A 25,768-nucleotide genomic window follows, 5' to 3' on the forward strand; every position below is an offset into this window, starting at 1 on the left:
TCAAAAAGCCATCTTAAATCCACAAATGAACGAGCAAATCAATCAACTTGATGCCAATGAACGGGGCAACAACGCCGCCTAAGCCGTATACGAGCAAGTTGCGGCTAAGCAGGCGCGAGGCGCTCATCGGCCGGTAGGCGACGCCCTTCATCGCCAGCGGAATCAGCAGCGGGATGATCATGGCGTTAAAGATCAAAGCCGAAAGCACCGCCGAAAGCGGCGAGCCGAGCTTCATGATGTTCAAGGCTTCCATTTCCGGAATGGCCAGCATGAACATCGCCGGAATGATCGCAAAATATTTGGCGATGTCGTTGGCGATGCTAAACGTGGTTAGGGCGCCGCGCGTCATGAGCAGCTGCTTGCCGATCGCCACCACCTCGATAATCTTCGACGGGTCGGAATCGAGATCGACCATATTGGCCGCTTCCTTAGCCGCCGTCGTGCCGCTGTTCATCGCCAGCCCGACATCCGCTTGCGCCAATGCCGGCGCATCGTTCGTGCCGTCGCCGGTCATCGCGACCAGCTTGCCTTCGGCCTGCTCGCGGCGGATCACGGCGATTTTATCCTCCGGCTTGCTCTCGGCGATAAAATCATCGACGCCCGCCTCCCGGGCGATGGTCGCTGCCGTCAGCGGATTGTCGCCGGTGCACATGATCGTCTTGATGCCCATCGCGCGCAGTTGATCGAACCGTTCCCGCATGCCGGGCTTCACCGTGTCCTTCAAATAAATGATGCCGAATACCTGTTTATCGACCGCCACGGCCAATGGGGTTCCGCCCTCCGAGGCGACGCGATGGGCCTGTTTCTCCAACTCCTCCGGAATCAACCCGCCTTGTGAAGCCACCCATTTACGGATGGCGTCAACCGCCCCTTTGCGCACTTGGCGTCCGTCCTTCAGATCGACGCCGCTCATCCGCGTCTCCGCCTTGAATTCAACAAAGCTGCCACCCTCGCCGAGCGAAGCGTCATAGGACTTCCCGTTTTTCTTCATCCATTCCAGTACCGAGCGGCCTTCCGGGGTTTCGTCCTGAACCGAAGATACCGCCGCCCAGGCAGCCGCCTCATCGATGCCGGCGCCTCCAACCGGTATGATTTCGCTGGCCATCCGGTTCCCGAAGGTAATCGTTCCGGTTTTGTCGAGAATCATCGTGTTGATATCACCCGCAGCCTCAACCGCTTTACCGGACATCGCCAGCACATTGAACTGCGTCACCCGGTCCATGCCGGCAATGCCGATGGCCGACAGCAGGCCCCCGATCGTTGTCGGGATCAAACAAACAAGCAAGGCGATGAGTACCGGGATTTCCAAATCAATATCCACATAAGAAGCGATCGGTCCAAGCGTCACGACGACGATCAGAAAAATAAGCGTCAGACTGATCAACAGCGTATTAAGCGCAATTTCATTCGGCGTTTTCTGCCGTTTCGCGCCTTCGACAAGCGTGATCATCCGGTCGATAAACGTCTCACCGGGATCGCTGGTAATTCTCACCTTAATACGGTCGCTAATGACGCGCGTTCCGCCCGTGACCGAATTGAAATCGCCGCCCGCTTCCTTGATCACCGGCGCCGATTCGCCGGTAATCGCCGACTCGTCGACGGAGGCGAGCCCTTCAATCACTTCGCCGTCGCCAGGAATCATCTCCCCTTGGGAAACGGCGACGATATCCCCCTTGCGCAGCTCCGTTGAAGGCACGGTTTTAACGCCATTGCCAACCACTTTGTTCGCGGTAATTTCTTTCTTCGTCCGCTTCAACGTATCGGCTTGCGCCTTGCCTCTGCCCTCCGCCAAGGCTTCGGCGAAATTGGCGAACAGTACCGTAAACAACAAGATCACAAACACGGTGAGATTAAAGCCGATGCGGTCCTCCGCATCGAAGTAACCGGGAAACACCGTCATCAGCAGTACGATGACCGTGCCAACCTCAACGACGAACATCACCGGATTTTTCATCATAACGGCCGGATTCAGCTTGATCACGCTCGCCTTCAAAGCTTGTGCAATAAGCAGACCGGAAAACATGCTTTTTTTACGTTTATCGTTCATGGCAACTTCACCCCATTTTCTTACTTAACGAATCGTCAGATGCTCAGCGACTGGCCCCAGGGCAATCACCGGCAGGAAAGTCAGCGCCCCGATCAAAATGACGGTGCCGATCAGCAGGACGGTGAACAGCGCATTGTCCGTACGGAACGTGCCGATCGTCTCCGGCACCCATTGCTTGCGCGTCAACGATCCGGCAACGGCAAGCATCGCGATCATCGATATATACCGTCCGAAAAACATCACCAGGCCGGTCGTCATGTTCCAAAACGGTGTATTGTCCGCCAGCCCCTCGAAGCCGGAGCCATTGTTTGCGGCCGCCGACGTATATTCGTACAGCACCTGCGTGATGCCGTGGAAGCCGGGATTCGTAATCGCTCCCTTGCCGAGATCGGTCAGGAAGGCGATCGCCGACGGCGCCAGGATAATAAACGGGTGCGCCAGAATCGCAATCGCGATCAGCTTCATCTCGCGCGGCTCGATCTTGCGGCCAAGGAACTCCGGCGTACGGCCGACCATTAATCCGCAGATAAACACGGCGAGTATGGCGTACATCAGCATATTGACTAGTCCGACGCCTTTTCCGCCGAATACGACGTTCAGCATCATCTCCGCCAGCGGCACCAGACCGCCGAGCGGAGTCAGCGTATCGTGCATATTGTTGACCGTGCCGGTCGTCGCCGCCGTCGTCACGGTAGTGAACAGCGCGGATTGAGCGATGCCGAAGCGCACCTCTTTCCCTTCCATGCTGCCCTGCGAAGCATCGATGCCAAGCGCGTTCAGCGCCGGATTGCCGCTCTTCTCGGCAGTGTAGGCAACGGTAAGAAACACAAGAAACAAGACCATCATCGCTGAAAATATAACCCACCCCTGCTTGCGGCTCTTCGCGAATCTGCCGTACATGAAGGGCAGCGCCGCGGACAATGACCACATCGACAGGATCTCGATCACATTGGTCAGCGGGTTCGGATTCTCAAACGGATGGGCCGAGTTGGCGCCAAAGAAGCCGCCGCCGTTGGTGCCCAGATGCTTGATCGACTCCAGCGAAGCGACAGGCCCGATCGCAATCTGCTGATTCGCGCCTTCCAGCGTCGTTACCGTCAGCGTAGGATCCAGCGTCTGCGGCACCTGCAGCGCAACAAGCACGAGCGTGACGATCAACGCCAGCGGGAAGAAAATCCGCGTATGCGCCTTGACGAAATCCTCAAAGAAATTGCCTAAGCTCTTGCCTTTGCTCGTAATGCCCCGGACAAACGCTACTGCGACCGAAAGGCCCGTAGCCGCCGACGTAAACATCATCATCATGATCACGGCCATTTGCGAGAAGTACGTCAGCCCCGTCTCGCCGCTGTAATGCTGCAGGTTTGTATTCGTAATGAAGCTGATCACCGTGTTCATCACCAGCGTCGGCTCCATATTGCCGATATCGTTCGGATTCAACGGCAAGCTGCTCTGCACCCGCAGCAGCAAATAACTTACCGCGACGAGCACAAGGTTGGTTGCGATAAAGCTGATCGCGTACTGCTTCCAGCTCATGCCCGTGCGATGCGCAGGCCCGATGACCGCATAAATGGGCTTCTCGGCCCAGCCGAATATTTTATCCGTGCGATTGGGTTCGTTAGAGAAAACGTGATACAAATAATTACCGAGCGGTTTGGCGATCAGCATCAAAATACCGATCACAATTACGATTTGCAATATATCCATGACCGTTCCTCCCACTGTTAGAGGTTGACTTTTTGAACTTGCACTATAAACAAAACTCGTTAAAACTTTTCTGGATGAAGCAACGCATAGATTAGATAGATCAGCAATGCAAACGTAAAAATCAACACGATGGTCATTCGCGTTCGCCTCCCGTATCCTCTAACGTTTTACCGCACCAAATGACAAATCCAACTATAAGCGCGAAGGCGGCGGTCAATGTTAGTCCCATCCAAATATCCAGCATCACGACACTCCTCAAATGGTTATTCAGTCAGGTCACTGAGCAAAAACCCGACTTCCCCGTTTTTTGTGTGAACTACATACGAAGCACCGAGACTTTTATAAATCGTATCCGGGTACCACGCCGTCGTCACGACAGTTACCGCTTTGCAGGGCCATCGGGCAATGAATTGCAAATACTGGCAGCTCAGCGGCAAGCTGGTCTCAAAAATAAATACGCGCCCGATCGGAAATGCAGGCACCCCACTCCCTTTAATACGGGCAGTATTTACGCGCAAAATCTCATCTACTCCCATTTCCTTCAGCAGCTTTTCTTCCCTTTTGTTATTGGTTAGGGCCACTACCGGGACTTTTCGATACAGCAGCAATTGAACGAAGTTTCTCCCCGCTTTATTTGAAGCGGCCACTAAAATACGACTCTTCTCCATACACTCCTCCCCCGGATCAAGGAAAAAGGCAACAAAAAAGAAGCCTTGGAAAAGAGGAACCTTTTCCGCGGCTTCTTGCAGTCATCCTGACCGGCCCGCGACAAAATGTTGCCTCTCCACACGCTTACGAGGTTAGCTGCCGGATTCGGGCGCGAGAGTCGCCCTACACCCGGCATTTGAAAGTGCCGGGTGATTCACCCCATGAAGCCGGCTAACGGCTTCCATTGGTTCCCCCGTTCCTTGTGTCTTTCAAGGATTCAGCGTTTTAAGAAATCATCCTTCAAAAAGCCTACTTTCGCTTGATTACGGTTAGCTGTGAGATTCGGGCGGTGAGAGGCGCCCGTCTTCGCCGAATGAGCCATGAGCGAATGACATTCGTCCCTAACGGTTCCGATCGCTTGCTCTCACACAAGCCTCGGTCCGTTGACTCCCCGTTTTCAATCGGCAACTCCATAACAGAATCGAATAGCAATTCAATTCATGGACTGTATCATACTCCTTGACTAAAATATTGTAAAACGGTGTAGTTTGAATATCCGTTGAAATAAAGAATTTTAAGAAGAAGTTAGCGTTCTCAATATGATAGACCTTCATTTTTCTCCCAAATACTCATGATTATATGACTTTTCATGTATTTTTACGGAATTTTTACACCTATGAACGGTTTATTTTATTTCTTTTTTACATTACCCTGAACTATAGTTAGAAACGGGAATATAGACGGACAGGAGTAGTTAAATGTATAAGTTGAAATCGATGTGGATACTATGGAAGCCTTATGTAAGCATCACTTTGCTCATCGCTTTCATGACCGCCGCCATGCACCCGTTCGGACTAGCGTTTGATTTAGTCAATATAGCACTTCTCTATTTGCTGCCCGTGCTTTTGAGTGCCGTCTTCTGGGGACTGCGTCCCGCTCTTTATGCAGCAGTGATGGGAGTCCTGGCGTTCGATTTCTTTTTCGTTTCTCCGGTTCTGAGTTTTACGATCGCGGACTTGCGCTATCTGATCTCGTTCGGCGTTTATTTGGCAGTAGCCGCGTTAACGGCCAGCCTGGCGGCAAAGCTGAAACGGCAGTTGCTATACGCTAAGCAGAGGGAGGAGCATACAGCCGCGCTCTACGTGCTTAGCCGGCAAATGAGCGATATCACGGACATTCATTCCCTGCTCAATAATGTCTCCCGGCAAGTTTCACAAACCATCGGTACGGAAATTGCGATTTATTTGCCGGATGAACGGAACAATCTCGTGTTAGCCCACTGCACCGCGGTTCATAACGACTGGGGACAAGGCGAAACGGAAAAAGTGATGGCGAAGCTGGCGTTTGATCACAGCGAAGCTGTCGGAAATGGAACCCATACCTTGAGAGACTCTTTAGGCTATTACCTGCCGCTGAGAACCGAGGACCGCGTGCATGGGGTATTGGCGCTTAATCTGAAAGATCGGAAAAACAGGTTCACAACCGAGCAACAACGCATGTTGGACGCCCTGGGCGGTTTGGCGGCCGGCGCTATAGCTCGCGTGAAACTGATGGAGGAAGCCAAAATCGCTCATTTGACGGCTGAATCGGAACGGCTTCGCACAACGATTCTAGATTCTGTTTCTCATGAATTGCGTACTCCGTTAGCAGCCATTATCGGCTCGGCAACCAGCCTTATCGAAGGCAATTCTCTTTTTTCTTCAGAGGATCGCATGGAATTGCTCCTGAACATTCGGGACGGTGCCCTCCGTATGAATCGATTGGTCAAAAACCTGCTCAGCATGGTGCAATTGGAAAGCGGCATGCTGCGTCTTAGAAAAAATTGGTGTGATGTAGAAGATCTGATCGGCGTCACCTTGGCTCAGGTCAAAGATTTTCAACAGCATCGAAAGCTGCGGGTAGACCTTCCGGCGTCCGTTCCTATGGTAATGGGTGATGAAGTATTGCTCGAGCAGGTGCTGGTCAATGTGGTTAGCAACGCGATCAAATATAGTTCGGATTACAGCGATATTCTCATATCTGTAATAACCGAGGACGACGAACTTATCTTCCTTGTTTCCGATACGGGAACCGGACTTGCCGGTGACGAATACAGCCGGATCTTCGAAAAATTTTACCGTTCCGCTACCGCCAGGCAAGTGACGGGCACGGGATTGGGACTTGCCATTTGCAAGGGAATCGTGGAACTGCACAATGGAACCATAACGGCGAAGCCGAATGAACCGCAAGGGACCGTAATTAAAATTACACTTCCCCTAAGCAAGCAGCGCGGAGTACATTTTGAAGAAATGGAGGAGGAGAACCATAAATAATCATGGAGCTCGCATATTAATTGTCGATGACGAACCTCAAATTCGCAAACTGCTGACGGTGACTTTGCTGGCTCATCAGTTTTCAATTCATGAAGCATCCACGGGAGAGGAAGGAGTACTGCAAGCCTCATTGATTCATCCGGATCTGATCGTGCTGGATCTCGGATTGCCGGATATCTCCGGGATGGATGTGTTGAAGCGCATACGGGACTGGTCAAACGTGCCAATCATCGTACTGACGGCCAAAGACAGGGAAGAAGACAAGATCGTGGCCTTGGACAGCGGTGCCGACGATTATGTTACCAAACCGTTCAGCATGGGAGAACTGGTGGCCAGAATTCGTGTGGCACTGCGCCATGCAGCCAAATCGGCAAACGAACCTATTCTTCGGATTGGTGGACTAGCCATCGATCTGGCACAGCGAATGGTGGAAATGAATGGAGAACGGGTAAAATTGACCCCGACAGAATATGACCTGCTAAAAGTTCTCGCCTCGAACGCCGGGAAGATCGTAACGCAGCGGCAACTGCTTCAGGAAGTATGGGGCAGCCATCATGACGAGTCAGAAAGTCACTACCTGAGGATTTATATCGGACATTTGCGTAAGAAGCTGGAAGAAGACTCGACCCAACCGAAATTAATTATTACGGAACCGGGTATCGGATATCGCCTGCTTTCCGGGGAATAATCTCACATAAAAAAGCATCAATAGCTTATTTTTCGATATTGTAAATGTGATCCCCGGTTTATTTGCGTTCTCCGAAGAATAGCCCACTCACTCGCTTAGCGAAGTCTTCAATGCCGAAGGTTGCCGTATCGATCCGGTTGTACCAGTTGGTTATGGTTTCCAATATCCATAATGGAACTTTCGCCCCGGAAATGAGCGGATAAACGTGCTGATACGCCCAGACCAAATGCTCCCACCTGTTGTCGTTGCCCTCTTTGATATATTCCGAAACATCGAGGACTTTTCCCCTCCCCTCTTGCAAGAGAACGTTCTTAAGATGAATATCCCTTGGGTTCAGCCCTTGGCTTCGGACGAACTGACGGGCTTCTTCCACGTCCTGGATTGCTTGCTCGGGAACCGGCACGCCGTGCAGAAGACAATCGTACAACGTCATTCCTTGTTCTAAACTTAAAACCAAATAGTTAGGACCAACACCATAACATCGTGGAAAATAGCGCGAACCTTTTAACCGATCATAAATCCTTGCCTCAACATCCTTCTTTTCTAAAGACTGAGCGGTATACACTTTATAGGCGTAATCAGGAGTGTCTGGATCATAAAACACGGCAGCATCCGTACCGATACCGATGCAGCGCAAATTTTCCGCAAACCGGATAACGGAAACAGGCTTATTGTTTTCTTGACCTACCACCTCAACAAGCCTTAATGCTTCCTCCGCTCGTTTCCAATCCGAATTCATGACCATCAACTCCTTTAGTTTCGCTAACGGGATCCCATGTCACCATTATGACTCTCACACCGGCTTGCTGCAACGTTCCCGCCGCCTATACGGTAATTCCGTTTTGCCGCTGCCGCTCAGAAAACAAGAAACGTCCCGCAAGCTGCAGACCTGCGGGCGTTTCTTCCACTAGAAAAGAGTTATTCTAATGAAATATCTTCTCTGCTTTTAATAAGATAATTATAAATGACTTGCGCCGCCATCGCCCGGTTCGTAAAGCTCTGCGGAGATAGGCGGCCGTCGCCGGTTCCCTGCATCAGACCGGTTCCTAACATATCGTTGATGGCTGACTGCGCATAATCGGCAATATCTCCGGCATCGCTAAAGCTCTGTGCCGTACTTGGGTTATCCGCCGACAGCTCGGTTCCCGCCGCTGCGATGATGGAGTGAAGGATCACAGCCATATCCTGACGGGTAATTTTCGCTTCCGGCCGGAAACGGTTATCCCCTGTTCCCTTAACCAGTCCCATGTTCTTGGCAGCCGCCAAGTACGGGCTATAATACCGGTCGCCGGCGTCCGCAAAATTACTTCCGGCCTCGCCTGCCGCCGGCTCCATCCCGAAAGCATTCATGGTCATCACGAGAAACTCCGCACGGCTAATGTCGCTTCGCGGCAGAAAACGTCCTTCTCCACTTCCTTTGACTACGTCCCTTGCCGACAGGTAATTAACGGCTTGGGCATACCAGCTTGAAGGGCTCACATCCTGATAGGATACCGTCTTGCCCCCAAGGACAAAATGCCCCAGACGGCCGGTATGAAATACAACTGCCTGCTGATCTTCATTATAATGGCTGTTCAGCACCGCTTTTGCCGGGCCGCCCGCATCTATGGACCAGACCGCAAGGGCGCCGGTCTGCTCTCCTTCACCAGGGACATAAGGAACGGACACCGCAACATCCGTCACGCTCCCCTGCCAGTCAACGTCCTTGCCGTCAATGCGCAGCGCAAGCCCGATGGCCGGTCTGCCGCCGATCAGCCCCTGCATTTCCGACAATAATCCGGCTGGAACGCCGGGACGAATAACCAGTTCCACGATCGGACCGGCCGTACCGGTACGGCTCAGCATCCCCGAGGGCAGAGCCACGCGGGCATGCGGAGTAACAACCTCAATCCGGCTCCGTCCATCCGTTTCGTTGAAGAAGGCCGACGGAAGCTGGGTGATAAATTCGCCGTCGAAACGGTTCCCGCTGTCGTCCAGTACAACGGATACTTTTTTAATTCCTCTCTTGTCTGCGCTGACGTTGGAAAAGGCTGCGCTGAGCTCCTCTTCAGTGATGGAGACAACAGCCTGGTTTCCGCTGATCGCCGCTTGAGCCGTGATCGTGCCGGAACCGGATGGAGCAGGCTTGACATTGCTCCCCGGGTTGACGCTCACGCCACCGCCGGTACCTGCAGAACCATTCCCGTCATTTTCTTTTCCACTACCGCCGTTTCCTCTGTCGTCATCATTATCGTCATCGTCATCATCTCCGTTGTTATCGCCCGGAACCGTTGGTGTGGTTCCATTATTGGCTGTTGTAAAGCGGTAAATAGGACTGAGCGTCGAGGCGCCGTATTCGTCCGTAATGTCCATGTACCAATTATAGGTTTTTCCTGACGCAAGCCCGTTCCACGGCACGGAAGCAACACTGCCGGAGGCTACTCCTTTTTGCTCCCCGATCAGCTTATCCTTATATACATTAACCGCAAAATAATCGGTAGCCACCCGTTTTTGGATATCCCTGAACGCAAAAGGCTCCGTAAAGTCCTCGGTCGCATCATCGAAGAAATTGTAGTCATCCAGATACGGCGAATAGGTATCCACATCAAGCGTGCCCGCTGCCGGGTCGAACTTCAGAAGCCGGACATAGCCGTTGCCGCCGTTTGGCCCTCCCTGATAGTCCGCCAGCATCTCGATCACTTGTCTGCTTGTCCCGTCCGGATGCGTCACCGTCTTTACGACCCGGTTAGCCGCATGATAATGTCCGCTCAGCACAAGCTGTACATTTTTGTTGGGCGCGATCACCTGATCGAATACATTTTGCGCCATATTGGATAAGGTACCGTTGGATTCCAGATAAGCGTGCATGCCGACGATCGCAATCCGGTCCGCATGCTTTTGCAGCACTTCGTTGGCCCACGCCACGGTCTCCGGCGTATCCTCCAAGCCAAAGCCGATGTAAAGGAAAATAAAATCATGGCCGCCGAACGAAAACAGGTCATAGTGATTCCGGTTGTTGTCCATTTCCCCGCCGTACCAAGGATTATCCTTATACCGGTCGGCTCCAACATATTTACCGAAGTATGAGTAATTGACTCCGTCGATGATGACATCATGATTGCCCGCCAGCACTCCGTACGGCACACCGGCATCATCCAGCTTTTTCAGGTTGCGGTCGGCTACCGCCCACTGCTGCTCATCATTCGCGACGTTGACGATATCGCCCGTATGAATGGCATAAGCAAAAGTGCCCTTTTTATACTCTTCGGAAATCCAGTCCCCCAGCCTGTCAAAAATTTCGGGGTAGGATTCGGCATAATACTGCGTATCCGTAAACCACAGCATCGTAAAAGGATCGTTCGCGCTCTTGACCTCATCCTGTACCAGTGCCTGAATACGCCCGTCACGGACATACCGTCCGGCCTCAATTTCGGCGGTCAGGATGATATCGGTCTCGGCGTCCTGTCCGGTCTCCGATTTCAGCGGAGTCCACTTGCCCGCATCATAATCCCAGGCATAAAGGGTTACAATGCGTCCGGGCAGGGTACGGCCCTGCCAGTAGACCTCCACCTTGTCTGCGGGTTGAACCTCTTCTTTCAGTTCAATTTCAAAGCGGTGGTACGGAAATCCGGAGTCGGTGTCCGTTACGAGATACTCTCCGTCCGCAAAGGCAATTTTCCCGGCCTCGGCTGCTCCGATTTCAGCCTCGCCGTCCGGGTTCAGGACCAACGGGGGCTCACGGTCCGCAACATCGGTATAGCCGCTGATTCCATCCTGCCTGGCAAAATCATATTTATCCCCTTGAAGGAAGCGGACATCCATGGCATCGCCGCCAGGATCGCTGACATTGGCCCGAAGCCTGGTATTCATTGGCACTTTGTCCGCAAAGTCAGCCGGCGATACCTGGCCGGGTTCAAGAGGCTTCTCATCCTCGATTTGGAACGATTTTTCCAGGACAGCCGTGTTCCCCGCTCCATCGTATACGGTTACCTTCAGACGGTGCTCACCTGCACTCAGCAGCGTCGAGGAGGAATCGTACGGCAATTCAACGGTTCTCCCGTCAAGCTCCGCTTCCATTTTGCCGACGCCGCTCAAATTGTCCGAAGCCAGCACATTAAGCGTAAACGGGCCTTTGAGAAACATGGAGTTTTCCAGCAGCTGTCCGTCACCATAAGAGATTCCCTCGATAACCGGCGACGTGTTGTCCACCATAACCTGAATCGCGGCGATTTCCTGTCCGTCAATCGTCATCGTTAACGGATATACTCCGTCCTGGACTGCCGCAGTATCCAATTCGGCATACCGGGCCGTGAATTTGTCGTCCGGGACCGGGAAATGAAAATCGCTGATCATCGGTTTGTTGGGATTGCTCCCGTACTCCGCGTCCCCAAATCCGTAATACGTATCTTCTCTGTAATCCACGGTGGTTTGCGTCAGGTTCCCCAAATAGTTCAATACCTTATCAGGCTTTACAACGCTGCCGTCCGGCAGCACCAGGTGAACATTTTTCACTTCAAAGTCATCATGATTGTTGCTGCCGAACACCTTGTCATGATCCTTTAATTGATAAGGCGCATTTTCGTTGCCGGTATGCACTGAAACCGTAGTACCGGTCACAAACAGATCCGCCGGCATGTCGAACATGGACCAGGCGTCATTGGTGTATTTCGGCAGAATGCGGCTGAAGAAGCTCGGCTCCCCTGCCGGGTTCAGCGCGCTGACCGAAGCCTGATAAATTTGATCGACTCCTCGGGTCTGCATCCCCAGTTGGGTCTTGCCCGGCAATGCTTTACGCAAGGACACCGGCTGGCCGTTAAAGAGGACCTCGATATTTTCAGCAGCCTGACGTCCGTACGCATAGAAGGGAGCTTTTCCTTTCAGCATGCTTCCGCCCTTTATGGATAAGCCCGGGTCCGGAAGCTCCGTATCCATTCCGGCCTCATTTACGGTCAGCATTCCGCCTCTGGAATTATAAGGCACTCTTGTCCGGTTGCCTCCGGCATCCGCGGCATCGATGATATAACGGTAGACGCCCGGCTCATCGAACGACAGGCTGCCTTCATAGATATACCTGCCGCCGTCCTCTCCGGTCAGCGTAAGAGGCTGCTTGCCCGTGAACAGCGTCGGCTCCTCTGCAGATGCTCCATACAAGATTTCGGCGGAAGCCAAAGGTTCGTCGCTCGTTACCGCAACGGAGTAGGCCTGGCCTTTCCCCAGATTGTATACGGTCTGCTCGTGTTGAAGCGTAGGCGCGACCATATCCACACCGGCCACAACCGGAACCTGGCCCGGATCAATGCTGCCGGGATTGGCATACATCCGGTTATCCAACCTCATCATGGCCGTTCCGGTTAGCGGATACGCATAGCGGATCACCGCATTCCGGACATCGTTTACGAGACGGTCCGGGCTGCCGGTGCTGGTTGAATCATACCAGGCCTCCACTATGTATTGGTCCGGAGCGTCCGGGGATGACAGGGCCAGCCCGCGATGCGTAGCATTCGGAAGATTGAAGTCCGAAGACTGCGAATTGTCGTAAAATATAATGTCGCTGTCAGATAACGTACTGTTGAAATGCAGGTTGAAATCGGCGGTTGTGGTATAGCCTTTGCCATTGGCCACCGCTTCCTTGGCAAACCAGATGACGGCTGCGCTGTAGGGCTCAATGCTTGTGTGCTGCGGAATGACCCATTTCTTCGGAGCCGTCGTTCCAGGATAAAGGTACCATAGTGTATAATCTTTCAAATCAAGGGTCTGCCCGGAATGATTGTATAACTCCAAATACTCGTACTGGTTCCCGCTTCCCCACCGGTAATCGCCGGCAGGATTCGGCAGGATCTCGGTGATCAAAATGCGGGGAATATCCGCATCGGACACCTCTCCGGTAAGCACGGTCTCATACTCCGGAGATCTGGCCCACCCGATGCCGTCGCCCGCCTCCAGCACATAATACAGCTTGTCCCCTCCAAGGCGAGCGGAAGGAATTTCGCCGGCAAACAATCCGTTCCCCCGGTCTTCCATAAGCAGTTCGTTGTAAGAACCGTTCGCCACCGTTTTGTAGTACAGCTTGACGGTAAGTGAATCCCCGTCCTCATCGTACACGCCGGCCGTCACGGTTAAGGGCTGGGAACGGTCCGCCGTTGCGATTGGCGTATGCGTGATTTCGGGAATGCGATTATTTGTTGCCGTGAGCTGCGCAGGCTCAACCTGGCCGGCCGATGGAGCCGCTTCCCGGGCAAACGGGACCATCGCCGTTCCGCTCGAAGGAAGCTGCAGATGCACGCTCTTTCCGTCACCGACATCATCGGCGGTGTAGTAATACTCACTGATGACCGCGGAGGCATCCCCTTTGCGGGTAATGAGAAGGCCCCGGTCCGTATTGTTCAGGCCGTCCTGCCCCTTAAGCATATAAACCGGCACATCATCCGGCACGGAATGATACTGCCGGAAATCGGCTTCGGTCAGATTGGCGGCCGCCCCGGTAATGGATGAGCTTGTCCGCTTCACCCACAGTACCGCTGGACTTTCAGCCGGAATAACGACGGCATTCGGATCATCATATACCGTATCGGTTACCGTCAGATTTTTGGCGCCGCTGTTGTAGTTATATCGAATGGCATATTCGTCATTGAAAGCCAGAGGTTGCCCGGAATGATTGTAGATCTCTACATACTCAAACAGGTCCGCACTGCCCGCTCCCTCAATTACATTCTGATTGGATTGGTCATCCGGGTAAATCTCAGAGATAAATACGTTCATTTCTTCTGATGAATCCGCCTTCGCCGGTACAATGAAACCGGCAAAGTTAAAGCTGGACATCAGCATGCCGCACGCTAAAATAGCGGCTATCACCTTCTTTTTCATAAGCCCCTCCTTGTTGTCTTTATCCTAATAAAGACTAAAGCCGAAAGGTAAGCTGAATATGAAATGTATTCATGGGTTTTGTAAATATACAGATTGAAATAAGAAAAACGTCTTGATTATAGAATTGTTCAGCTCCGCTGAAATTTATAGCGCAACTTTCACAGAACCAAAATCGACTTAACCGCTGAAGATTTACAACATAAATAGAAAAACACCGCTGCTATTTATTTCGCCTGGCCGGATAGCTGGCAAAAGCGTGCTTGACCGGCTTGGCCTCACCATTAATTGCAAATCATACAACTAACTTTTACATCCATTTACCCAATCATTCGTTTAATTGCATTTCATACATCTATTTCCTCGTCTCCTTGACTCTTCTTCAAAAGATAGCGGAATAGCTGCAAGTTTTACACTTAATCAAGTGCTGCAGCGGCATTTCCGGAAAGTAACTGTACATTATGCAACTATTCCATTCAACCATAAGACCGAGAAAGCTGGAGTGGGGCAGGTACGCTCGGGTGGGGCAGATCGCTTTACTGCAACTGCTGAACCTGATGCACGAAGCCGCCTAGCCTAGTTACATCAACGCTTATTCACCCATTTCCCGGGTATTTCCCAGCTAACGGACCTTTATAAAGTAAATAAAGCAGGGGAACCACTCTCATGGCTCCCCTGCTAATATATGCCTATAAATAATTCCCCTACTCCGTCAACCAACGTTTAAACATGCGTTTCGTCGTATCCCGGTTCATCTCGGCGATCGAAGTCGTCAGCGGGATACCTTTCGGGCAGGCGCGGACGCAGTTCTGCGAATTGCCGCAGCCTTCGATGCCGCCGTCTTCCATCAGCGCGTCCAGGCGCTCGTCGGCGTTCATGGCACCGGTCGGGTGCGCATTGAACAGGCGCACTTGGGAAATGGCCGCCGGGCCGATGAAATCCGTTTTCTCGTTGACGTTCGGGCAGGACTCCAGGCAGACGCCGCAGGTCATGCACTTCGACAGCTCATACGCCCATTGGCGTTTTTTCTCCGGCATCCGCGGGCCTGGGCCCAAATCGTACGTGCCGTCGATCGGAATCCATGCTTTGACCCGTTTGAGGGCGTTAAACATCCGGCTGCGGTCGATGACCAAGTCGCGCACAACCGGGAACGTCCGCATCGGTTCGATGCGCACCGGCTGCTCCAATTGATCGATCAGCGCCGCGCAAGCCTGGCGCGGTTTACCGTTGATGACCATCGAGCAGGCTCCGCAAACTTCCTCCAGACAGTTCGATTCCCAGCATACCGGAGCGGTGTGCTCGCCTTGCTGGTTCACCGGGTTGCGCTGAATTTCCATCAAAGCGCTGATCACGTTCATGTTCGGCCGATAGTCCAGCTCAAACTCCTCGGTATAAGGTTGGGAGTTCGGGTCGTCCTGGCGCGTAATGATAAATTTGACTTTTTTGCCTGCCTTTAGCTTTGCGGCTGCTTCCGTTTCCGCCATCGCCATGGTTATCCCCTCCTATTTATCCTTCGAGTAATCGCGAATCCGCGGCGGGATCAAAGAGACGTCCACGTCCTCATACGAGATTTGCGGGCCGTCCGGCGTCCATGTCGCTTTCGTCGTCTTCAAAAATTCCTCGTCGTTCCGCGCCGGGAAATCCGGCTTGTAGTGCGCGCCCCGGCTTTCGTTGCGCAGCAGCGCTCCCAGCGTCATCGCTTCGGCCAGCTCCAGCATGTTCCAAAGCTGGCGGGTAAACGCGGCCCCGGTATTGTTCCAGCGGGACGTATCGTTGATGTTGATTTTCTTGTAGCGTTCCTTCAGTTCTTTTATTTTGTTGATCGTCGCTTCCAGCCTGTCGTTGTAACGGACGACCGTCATGTTATCCGTCATCCATTCGCCCAGTTCTTTATGAAGAACGTAGGCGTTCTCCGTCCCGTTCATGTTCAGCAGGCCTTCGAATTTATCCGCCTGCGTTTTGCGATAGCGTTCGAACACGTCCGGGCTGATGTCGTCCGCCGATTTTTTCAAGCTGCGGATATATTCCACCGCTTTCGGCCCGGCCACCATGCCGCCGTAAATGGCGGAGACCAGCGAGTTGGCCCCAAGCCGGTTCGCGCCGTGGTATTGGTATTCGCATTCCCCTGCCGCAAACAGCCCGGGGATATTGGTCATTTGATTGTAATCGACCCACATGCCGCCCATCGAGTAATGGACCGCCGGGAAAATTTTCATCGGAATTTTGCGCGGATCGTCGCCCATGAATTTTTCATAGATTTCGATGATCCCGCCGAGCTTCACGTCCAGCTCTTTCGGGTCCTTGTGCGACAAGTCGAGGTACACCATGTTTTCGCCGTTAATGCCCAGCTTCTGGTCGACGCAGACGTTGAAAATTTCCCGGGTGGCGATGTCGCGGGGCACCAGGTTGCCGTAAGCCGGGTATTTTTCCTCAAGGAAGTACCACGGTTTGCCGTCTTTGTACGTCCAGATCCGTCCGCCTTCCCCGCGCGCCGACTCCGACATCAGCCGCAGCTTGTCGTCCCCCGGAATCGCCGTTGGGTGGATTTGGATGAACTCGCCGTTGGCGTAGTGGACACCTTGCTGGTATACCGCGCTGGCCGCCGTCCCCGTATTGATCACCGAATTCGTTGTTTTGCCAAAAATAATCCCCGGTCCGCCCGTCGCCAAAATCACCGCGTCGGAAGCGAACGTTACGATTTCCATGGAACGCAGGTTTTGCGCGGTGATACCGCGGCATACGCCATCATCGTCCAATACGACCGAGAGGAACTCCCAGGTTTCGTATTTCGTGACCAGCCCCGCCGCTTCATGACGGCGCACCTGCTCATCGAGGGCGTACAGCAGCTGCTGCCCCGTCGTTGCCCCGGCAAAAGCGGTCCGGTGATGCTTGGTGCCGCCGAACCGGCGGAAATCGAGCAAACCTTCCGGCGTACGGTTGAACATCACGCCCATCCGGTCCATCAGGTGAATGATGCCGGGCGCCGCTTCGCACATCGCTTTGACCGGCGGCTGGTTGGCCAGGAAGTCGCCGCCGTACACTGTATCATCAAAATGCTCCCATGGGGAGTCGCCTTCGCCTTTCGTATTCACGGCCCCGTTAATGCCGCCCTGCGCGCAAACGGAGTGGGAACGTTTCACCGGCACGAGCGAAAACAGATGCACCGGCACGCCCGCCTCAGCCGATTTAATCGTAGCCATCAGTCCCGCCAGACCGCCGCCAACGACAATTACGCTTTGTTTAGCCATTGTATTTCAACTCCTAAAAGTTTTGTATAGCGTTGCGTCATTGAATTGCTTCGTACAAAACTTGCTTCGGAAGCATCCGCTTAGTTTTGTTAGCAACCGCATCTTACCCGCTTTATCCTGTAATTGTTCCCATAATAAACTTATGCCTTACCCCAGCAGCGCCTTCGCCGACTCCAGCAAAGCCGTTCCTTCCGCCTGGAATTCGGCCCCGCGGAAAGCGATCAGCGAGCTGACGAACATCACGGTGACGATAACGAAAAGCCCCATGCAGATGTACGAGGAAACGCGCTGCGCACGCGGTCCGACGGTGATGCCCCAGCTGACCATAAACGACCATAACCCGTTGGCGAAATGGAAGGACGCCGCCACGACCGAAATCAAATACAATAAGAAGAAAACCGGTTGGGTAACGATGCTGTGCATAACCCCGCCAAGCTCTTCATGAGTGACATTGCCCAGCGCCACTTGAACACGGGTTTCCCACAAGTGCCAAATCACAAACACTAAGACGATCACCCCCGAAATCCGCTGCAGCAAATACCGCAGATTCCGTTCCGTCGGGAACCGCCCGTTATTCGGCTTCGCCTGAAAGGCGATATACAATCCATAGACGCCGTGGTACAGCAGCGGCAACCAGATGCCGAAGATCTCCAGCGCCAGCACGAGCGGCAGGCTATTCAGGAAAGCTACGGCTTCCTTGAATCCTTCGCTTCCGCCTTCCACCGCCGCAAAGTTGGTGATCATATGTTCCAGAATGAAAAATCCCAGCGGAATGACTCCGAGCAGCGAATGAAGTTTTCTGGAATAAAACCCTTTCATAAGTGCGCGTACCCCTTTCTAGTTTCCATCTTCCCTTGATCTTGCGCATTTTAACCATAATCGACGAATCGATTAATACAGCCCCTCGGTTTGGATATGATATACCCCACACCATTAGGATCGTTTTACTATGTTACAAAAGTAACATGTGAACATCTTGTGTCACTTTTCATGTTACTCCTTTTTATCTTATAATGGAATTGCAATATAGTTATTAATAGTTATACCAAAAACACATAAGCACCTTTTCACCATATAGCTCGATAGCCCGGTATAGTCCGATCACTTGTCCAGCAACAGCCCGCGCCAATTGTCGAGCCCTGTTATTTTCTTTCCGAAAAAAAGGAGGTTACCCCATGTTAGAAGAACTGCTTGTATTTACCACCGTCGTGGAGCAATCCAGTTTAAACAAAGCGTCCAAGCTGCTCAATTTGTCCCAGCCGGCGCTTTCCCGAAAAATCGCAAAATTGGAGGAAGAGTGGGGGGTTTCGCTGTTCCACCGGAAAGGAAAACGCCTGGAATTGACCCGCGTCGGCCAAGAGGCTTATTTGTACGCGCTGGAGCAGCGGCAGCGCCATCAAAACTTTCTGCAGGCCGTTTCCCGTTTCAAAAAGGCGGAACGCACCGTCGTTACGCTCGGCGCCAGCCTGACGACCATCCAGACGACGCTGCCCCCGCTGGTCAAGGCGATGATGGACAAATTCCCGGACATGGAGCTGAAGCTCGTCACCGGGAAAACGCATGAAATCGTCTCCCACGTCCGCGACAAAAAGGTGGACATCGGCGTCGTCGCTTCCTCAATCAGCGAAGCTGGATTAAAATGCATCCCGCTGTTTCAGGACCATCTGGAGCTTGTTGTCCCCAAAGGACATGAGCTCGCCTCCCGGACCCAAGCCGGCCATCCCTCGATGGACGACCTGAACGGCCGGTCCATGATTATTTTTTCCAAAGGAACCTGGTACCGCCGGCTGATCGACGACCTGTTCGGCCGCTACGGCATCGTTCCCGATGTCCGCATGGAGATCGACTCCTTCGAGGCGATCGTCCGGCTGCTGCCGATCTGCAAAGCGGCTTCCCTGCTCCCCAGATCGTACCTGCGCAAGCCGCTGCTGCGGGACAACGGGCTGGTGTCCGTGCCGATCCCCGAGCTGGAGCAGACCCGCCGAGAAACTTGCCTGATTTACGGCGAGAAATCGGAACTGTCCAGCGAAACGAAAGAATGGTTCACGCAAATACGGGAAAGTCTAGTGGAGGAGTTGTCGCTGTAATTATCACCGCGAAATGCAAAAGTGCAGGCGAATTTCGTCGAAACAACTCGAAACGGTCGGTCCAAGTGCAAAAGTGCAGTTCAAATCTCCATATAACCCCATATATTTCCAATTCCATTCAAAGCAACTGCACTCTTACACTTCACCAACCACCTAAAGGGGGAGTCGCGCACAATGAGATGTACTTTTGCAGTTGGTTTGTTCTTTAAGGTACTTACCAAGCCGGATTGCAACTATAAACTATACTCACATGCCCTATCATTCCCCTCCATCCCCGCAAAAAAAACCGCCACCCAAGCCTTACGGCTTTCCGGCGGCGGTTTCTTTTACTTCCAAACCGAGTTTTCTGGCGACCCAGCCGGTCGTGCCGGCTTGAATGATAATCGTCAGCACAATCGCCATAAAAGCCAGCGCGGTAATCACGTTGGAATGGGCGATCCCCATCCCGGCGATCATGCCGGACAAGGCGGCCGGGATCACTCCGGTTTCGCGCACCCAGCACATAAACAGCAGCTCGCGCCATGTCCACTTCACCTTCCGGTCGGGCCAGGCGCACGCCAGCACCGACAACGGGCGGGCCACTAACATCAGGATCAGCACCGCCGCAAGGCTTGGCCAGAAAAATTGCCCCAGCGTGGCAAAATTCACTTGGCTCCCGAGCAGCACAAAGATCAGCATGCGCATCATAACCGTCATATTTTCGGCGAAAGAGCTCATTTCCACATGGTTGTCTTTCAGGGACAAGCCGAAGGTTTCGGCGTTCCCCCAGATCACGCCCGCGACAAAGGTGGCCATAAACCCGCTGACATGCAGCAAGTCGCCGATCAGGTATGAAGCTAAGGCGCAGACGATCATAACGATCGTGGAGTAATCGCGAAAAAATCCGTGGCGAACATGTCCCGCCAAATAAGTCAGTATGCCCGAGACGGCCAGGCCCGTGAGAATCCCGCCCAGCGCGGTTTTGACAAACTCCCAGGACATCGCGCCAAAATCCAGCGCCCCGCCGCCGGCAACCGCGGCCAGCAGCGAAAACGTCAAAATCGATCCGGTAGCGTCGTTAAACGCCGATTCGCTCTCTACCGTTTCGCGGACCCGCTCCTTGATTTTCACCTGCTTAAACACCGGGATAATCGAAGCCGGATCCGTCGAAGCGACGACCGCCGCGGCCAGAAAAGCAAAAATCCAATCAACGCCAAACAGGTAGTGAACGCCCACGCCCACGACGATCGTCGAAATCAGCACGCCCGGCACGCTGAGCAGCGATAACGTAATCCATACGTTGCGGAGCCCGCTCAGCCGCAAATTCCGCCCGCCGTCAAACAAAATCAGCGCCGATCCGACCGTTAATATCAATTGATTGATCAGCGATCCGCTTGTTTCGTGAATCAAACCAAGTCCCGGACCGAGCAGCATTCCGACGGCGATGAACACCGCCACATCCGGCAGCCTCAGCCATGCCGCCAGCTTGCCCGAGATCACCCCAACGCTGATGACGAATAAAATTAAGATCAGAAAATGATGTATCGCTTCGGTTACAGACGATTCCATCTCCGCCACATCCCAACCATCTAAAGTGAACCAACTATTTTTTAATGTTCCGGTAATTACTCGTTAATGACTTCCTCAAACTGTTCGATATTTTTCTTCGATCCGATGATGACCATAATGTCCCCTTCGTGCAGTTGATCCATGGCGGTAGGCGCCACCAGGATGCTTCCGTCGCGATGAATGGCAACGACGCTGCAGCCGAAGCGGGCACGCGGGTTCAGCTCGCCCAGGTTTTTCTGATTAAGGCAAGCGGGAACGTTCATTTCCACGATGCTGTACTCCTTGGACAATTCGATATAATCCAGCAGATTTGGAGTCACGAGCTGATGCGCCACGCGGACGCCCATATCCCGTTCCGGAAAAATAACGCGGTCCACGCCGAGCTTTTGCAGCGCGCGGCCGTGCAAGACGGAAATCGCCTTGGCGACCACCGTTTTGATCCCCACATCCTTCAGCAAGATCGCCGCCAAAATGCTCATCTGAATATCGTCGCCAATCGCGACGATCCCGCAGTCGAAATTGCGGACGCCCAGCGATTTCAGCACTTCCTCGTCCGTGGCGTCCGCCACGACGGCGTGCGTAAGATGGTCGCTCATTTCGTTTACCACCTCTTCGTCCCGGTCGATGCCAAGCACCTCATACCCGAGGTCCATCAACTCCAAGGCGAGGCTGGAGCCGAACCGGCCCAGTCCGATGACTACAAACTGCTGCATTTTCATGGTTAATCCTGAGTCCCCTTATCTTATCCTATAATCATTTTGCCTTCCGGATGGCGGTACAATTCCTTGCTCTTTTTCGGTCCAAGCGCATAGGCGAGCGTAAGCAGCCCGAGTCTTCCGGCGAACATCGTAAAGCAGATGAGGATTTTACCGACCACCGTTAGTTTACCGGTCAGCCCCATCGATAGACCAACGGTTCCGAACGCCGAGGTCGTCTCGAACAGAATGCTCAGGAAGCTGGCGTCCTCGGTCGTGGACAACACCATGGCGACGGCCACCACCAGGAATAATGCGAGCATGGTAATCGTAACCGCTTTGAAAATACGTTCCTGCGCCATCCGGTACCGGAACAGGACGAGGTCCGACCGCCCGCGGATCATGGAGATCACAGCGCCGACGAGGATGGTGAACGTTGTCGTTTTGATCCCGCCGCCGGTCGAGCTGGGCGAAGCCCCGATGAACATCAGGATGATCATAAAAAATTGCGAAGCCTGCCGCAGCGCGCCGATGTCAAGCGTGTTGGCCCCCGCCGTCCGCGGCGTCACCGACTGAAACAGCGAGGCCCAAAATTTCCCGTCCCAGCTTAGTGGGGCCAGCGTACGCGAATTGGTGAATTCGAATATAAATATAACCAAGGCCCCAATCACAATCAGCGCCGACGTCATCGACAGCACCACCTTGGAATGCAGCGACAGCTTGCGGCGCCGCCGGAAATCCATAATGTCCGACAGCACGATAAATCCGATGCCCCCGGACACGATCAGAAACATCGCCACAAAGTTGACGATCGGGTCCGCCACGTACTGCGTCAAACTGCGGTATTCGCCAAACAGGTCAAACCCGGCGTTGTTAAACATGGATACCGCGTGAAAAACGCCGAAGTACAGCGCACGGCCCAGCGGCATGTCAAACGCCCAGCGAATGGCGAACAGCAGCGCCGCGCAGGATTCGATGACCAGCGAATACAGCAGCACCTTGCGGATCAGGCGGACGATGCCCTCCATCGTGTTCTGGTTCATCGCCTCCTGCAGGATCAGCCGGTCCTTCAGCGAGATTTTCCGTTTCAACACGAGCGAAAACAAGGTGGCCATGGTCATGAACCCAAGCCCGCCGACCTGAATCAGCAGCATGATTACGATTTGGCCAAACGTGGAAAAATAGGTCCCTGTATCGACGACGACCAGTCCCGTTACGCAAGTTGCCGAAGTAGCCGTAAACAGCGCGTCGACGAACGGCAGCGTCTCCCCCGTCGCACTGGAAATCGGCAGCATCAGCAGCAGCGATCCCAGCAGAATAATGAGCGCAAACCCCATCACCAAAATTTGCGGCGGGGAAAAGCTGATTTTTTTGAAAAGCAATTCATTCACCCCATTGTTGTCGTGAAAAAGAACAAAAGAAAAAAGCACTGGAAATCCAATGCCTTTCGGTTTTGGTTCCTGCTGCATGAGGCCTACGAGGTTAGCTGACGGATTCGGACATGCACAGTTGCCCTAATCGCCGGACTAGGCAGCCATGCGTCTGCCGCCCCAATCAAGCGAAATTCACCCCAAAAAAATCGGTTCCCCCGTTTTCGAAATCGAAATTCGGCCATATTTTTTTCAATTGTTTTCATTCATTTTCGTCAAATGGATTATAATCCTTATTTACCCTCACTACAAAGGTGTATTTTCATTAAAAACGGTGAAAAAGAGCTGGAATAGGGGGAATCTCCGATCTTCTTCCCGTCCAATCTGAGCCATGCTAATTTATAACGGGAATATTGCGTCTTTTCATCATTTCTGCCTGCAACTGGCGCTGGAAATCTCACTATGTTATCTTTACTGTGATGTAGTTAAAGTAAAATCATACTTATGCACAAAAATTTTTTAAAAGGAGTTTTGTAATGTTTTCACCTATGAAACCGTCCAGCCGCAGGCTGAAGACAAAAACACTTTGGCTGATGGCTCTGATCGGCTTGGTCATTTTCTTCATCGTCCAGGTCTTTCCGTCCACGGCTTCCGACACGCTGCAGATGGAACAGTCGGATGACGTCATCACCAAAGATCAAGCCAGAATGGAAGCGATCGAATTTACCCAGTCGGTGCTGAACATCGATTTGTCCGGCCACCCCGAAAATGCGCTCGTTACATATGAATCCCGCTCCGATCTGTACGGATATTTAACGAAGGCGGATTTGCTCGCCTCTTACCTGAAAACGTATGGTAAACAATTTCCGTACGACGTTTTTCGCGTCCGTTTTAACGAGCCGAATGATGTGCTTGGCGCTTTGACCGTGGACGTTCACATGACGACCGGCAAAGTCGTCGGTTTTGAGGAAATCGCTTCGTCGAGCAATGCGAACAAACAGATGATGCTCAACTACGGTACCGAAACCAACGACTCGATGCGCGCCTGGGAAGGCGACTTGACGCTGGAGGAGAAGGAGCAGCTCGCTGCGCCGTATCTGTCCGCGTTTGGTTTTGATCCGTCCAAGCTCGAACGCGTGTCCGGCGAGGGTGATATCGGCCTGCTTTATAACATAAAGGGGTATGAGCTTGGAGAATCGCGGGCGGCGATCGATATCCGCTACGAATACGGCGCCGTATCATCGCTCGAAAGCTACTTCACGGTTCCTAAGCCGCATGCCGATTACGTTGCCGGCCAGACGCGGCTGGCCACCTGGCTTACCTTTGCCGGATACGCCCTGTTCACGTTTGTGCTCGGCATCCTGGCCATCGTGTACAGCGCGCTGACGCGGGCGCACACCTCTTTTAAACGCGGGATTGTCCTGGCCTCTGCCTACTTCGTCTTGTCCGTCATCGGGACGGTCAACATGCTGCCGGTGTTCGAAAAGGACGGGATCGATCCGATCCTGCTGGTGGTCGGGTTTGCGGTTCAAGGGCTGGTCACCTTGATTCTTGCCGCTTCCGTATATTTCTCGCTCGTGGGCGGAGACGGACTGTGGCGGAAAAACGGCATTAATCTGTGGGCGCGGTCCAGGGAGGAAGGTTACGGCCGCCACGTGCTGACCTCGGTGGCCGACGGCTACGCGTGGGCGTTGATTTTGCTCGGGGTGCAGTCGGTCGTCTTCTTTATCCTGGAAAGAACGATTCATACGTGGTCGACAACCGATGCGACACAATCACCGTACAACATGGTCTACCCGATCCTGTTCCCGCTGCTCGCCTGGGTGGCCGGGATCGGCGAAGAAGCCGTCTACCGGTTGTTCGGCATTCCGATGCTGAAAAAGATGTTCCGCAGCACGTTCGTCGCCAGTTTGCTGACGACCTTGATCTGGGCTCTCGGCCATACGCTGTACCCGATCTATCCGGTCATATCGCGGCCGATCGAGCTGACCTTTATCGGGCTGCTGTTCAGCCTCATTTTCCTGCGTTACGGCTTTGCGACCGTCGTTTTCTCGCACGTGATCTTTGACAGCATCCTTATGGCGCTAAGCCTGATGTTTATGGGCGGAGCGCTGAATATCGCCGCCGGCCTGTTCTACATTGCCCTGCCGGCGATCGTCGCTTACGTGATCTATCTGTTCAACCCGCCGGGCAAAGAGCGCCCGGGCCCTTCGCCGCTGCAACCACAGCAGCCGGAGCCCCCGCAGCTGTTGCAGCAGCCGTAGCCCCCAGCCGCTGCAACCCCCGCGCTGCTGCTGCAGTCGTAGCCTCCAGCCGTGCAACCCCCGCGCTGCTGCTGCAGTCGTAGCCTCCAGCCGCTGCAACCCCCGCGCTGCTGCTGCAGTCGTAGCCTCCAGCCGCTGCAACCCCACGCTGCTGCTGCAGTCGTAGCGGCTAGTGGAGAGGGTGGACGCGACAGAACAAAAAACCGTCAGAGCAATTTGCTCCGGCGGTTTTTTGTGTGCAAACTTATGTTTTAAACGTTACCTCTGTTTCCGTAAAATAGCGGTAATTTTCGGCGTTATTTTGAGAATTTCCCACT

Annotated in this window: 16 protein-coding genes and 2 riboswitches; of the genes, 4 read left to right on the top strand and 12 right to left on the bottom strand. The window is 53.3% G+C overall.

The window, feature by feature from the left end:
- Positions 1-13: 13 nt before the first annotated feature.
- The 4 genes from kdpB to EHV15_RS01180 form a co-directional block, all read right to left on the bottom strand.
- Entirely contained in the window at positions 14-2,047 is a 2,034-nt protein-coding gene (kdpB, locus tag EHV15_RS01165) for a potassium-transporting ATPase subunit KdpB (protein WP_128629666.1), read from the bottom strand.
- Between the two features lie 24 nt (positions 2,048-2,071).
- Positions 2,072-3,751 carry a potassium-transporting ATPase subunit KdpA gene (kdpA, locus tag EHV15_RS01170; RefSeq protein WP_128629667.1) on the bottom strand — a complete coding sequence of 560 codons (1,680 nt, stop codon included), beginning with the start codon at positions 3,749-3,751 and terminating at the stop codon, positions 2,072-2,074.
- Between the two features lie 59 nt (positions 3,752-3,810).
- A complete protein-coding gene (gene kdpF, locus EHV15_RS38165) occupies positions 3,811-3,888 on the bottom strand; it encodes a K(+)-transporting ATPase subunit F (protein WP_128635115.1) in 78 nt (25 codons plus the stop codon).
- Between the two features lie 126 nt (positions 3,889-4,014).
- Entirely contained in the window at positions 4,015-4,419 is a 405-nt protein-coding gene (locus EHV15_RS01180; RefSeq protein ID WP_128629668.1) for a hypothetical protein, read from the bottom strand.
- Between the two features lie 107 nt (positions 4,420-4,526).
- A riboswitch (cyclic di-AMP (ydaO/yuaA leader) is annotated at positions 4,527-4,692 on the bottom strand.
- A 465-nt stretch (positions 4,693-5,157) separates the two neighbouring features.
- Here EHV15_RS01180 and EHV15_RS01185 point away from each other — a divergent pair.
- Positions 5,158-6,711: an ATP-binding protein gene (locus EHV15_RS01185; protein WP_128629669.1), complete on the top strand. Its 1,554-nt coding sequence runs from the start codon at positions 5,158-5,160 to the stop codon at positions 6,709-6,711.
- Positions 6,680-7,399: a response regulator gene (locus EHV15_RS01190; protein WP_246061247.1), complete on the top strand. Its 720-nt coding sequence runs from the start codon at positions 6,680-6,682 to the stop codon at positions 7,397-7,399. The genes EHV15_RS01185 and EHV15_RS01190 overlap by 32 nt, the downstream gene beginning before the upstream one ends.
- 58 nt (positions 7,400-7,457) lie before the next feature.
- On the opposite strand, the gene EHV15_RS01195 is transcribed toward EHV15_RS01190, so the two are convergent.
- The 5 genes from EHV15_RS01195 to EHV15_RS01215 form a co-directional block, all read right to left on the bottom strand.
- A complete protein-coding gene (locus EHV15_RS01195; RefSeq protein ID WP_128629670.1) occupies positions 7,458-8,138 on the bottom strand; it encodes a serine/threonine protein kinase in 681 nt (226 codons plus the stop codon).
- 179 nt (positions 8,139-8,317) lie between these two features.
- Positions 8,318-14,242, bottom strand: coding sequence for an S-layer homology domain-containing protein (locus EHV15_RS01200; protein WP_128629671.1), 5,925 nt, complete (start codon positions 14,240-14,242; stop codon positions 8,318-8,320).
- 701 nt (positions 14,243-14,943) lie between these two features.
- Positions 14,944-15,723: a succinate dehydrogenase iron-sulfur subunit gene (sdhB, locus tag EHV15_RS01205; protein WP_128635117.1), complete on the bottom strand. Its 780-nt coding sequence runs from the start codon at positions 15,721-15,723 to the stop codon at positions 14,944-14,946.
- Positions 15,724-15,741: 18 nt separating this feature from the next.
- Entirely contained in the window at positions 15,742-17,487 is a 1,746-nt protein-coding gene (gene sdhA, locus EHV15_RS01210) for a succinate dehydrogenase flavoprotein subunit (RefSeq protein WP_128629672.1), read from the bottom strand.
- A gap of 147 nt (positions 17,488-17,634) precedes the next feature.
- Positions 17,635-18,306 carry a succinate dehydrogenase cytochrome b558 subunit gene (locus tag EHV15_RS01215; protein WP_128629673.1) on the bottom strand — a complete coding sequence of 224 codons (672 nt, stop codon included), beginning with the start codon at positions 18,304-18,306 and terminating at the stop codon, positions 17,635-17,637.
- A 356-nt stretch (positions 18,307-18,662) separates the two neighbouring features.
- Between EHV15_RS01215 and EHV15_RS01220 the strand changes: the two genes are divergently transcribed.
- Positions 18,663-19,574 (top strand): LysR family transcriptional regulator, encoded by a 912-nt coding sequence (locus EHV15_RS01220; RefSeq protein ID WP_128629674.1) that lies wholly within the window; start codon positions 18,663-18,665, stop codon positions 19,572-19,574.
- 300 nt (positions 19,575-19,874) lie between these two features.
- On the opposite strand, the gene EHV15_RS01225 is transcribed toward EHV15_RS01220, so the two are convergent.
- The 3 genes from EHV15_RS01225 to EHV15_RS01235 are packed head-to-tail and all read right to left on the bottom strand — an operon-like array spanning position 19,875 to position 23,154.
- A complete protein-coding gene (locus tag EHV15_RS01225; RefSeq protein WP_128629675.1) occupies positions 19,875-21,122 on the bottom strand; it encodes a cation:proton antiporter in 1,248 nt (415 codons plus the stop codon).
- 56 nt (positions 21,123-21,178) lie between these two features.
- Positions 21,179-21,841, bottom strand: a complete 663-nt coding sequence (locus tag EHV15_RS01230) for a potassium channel family protein (protein ID WP_128629676.1) — start codon at positions 21,839-21,841, stop codon at positions 21,179-21,181.
- 23 nt (positions 21,842-21,864) lie between these two features.
- Positions 21,865-23,154: a TrkH family potassium uptake protein gene (locus tag EHV15_RS01235; RefSeq protein ID WP_246061879.1), complete on the bottom strand. Its 1,290-nt coding sequence runs from the start codon at positions 23,152-23,154 to the stop codon at positions 21,865-21,867.
- A gap of 119 nt (positions 23,155-23,273) precedes the next feature.
- Positions 23,274-23,440: riboswitch (cyclic di-AMP (ydaO/yuaA leader) on the bottom strand.
- A gap of 283 nt (positions 23,441-23,723) precedes the next feature.
- Between EHV15_RS01235 and EHV15_RS01240 the strand changes: the two genes are divergently transcribed.
- Positions 23,724-25,451: a CPBP family intramembrane glutamic endopeptidase gene (locus EHV15_RS01240; RefSeq protein WP_128629678.1), complete on the top strand. Its 1,728-nt coding sequence runs from the start codon at positions 23,724-23,726 to the stop codon at positions 25,449-25,451.
- Positions 25,452-25,768 lie beyond the last annotated feature (317 nt).

Source organism: Paenibacillus oralis, from assembly GCF_003863965.1.
Classification (GTDB): Bacteria; Bacillota; Bacilli; order Paenibacillales; family Paenibacillaceae; genus Fontibacillus; species Fontibacillus oralis.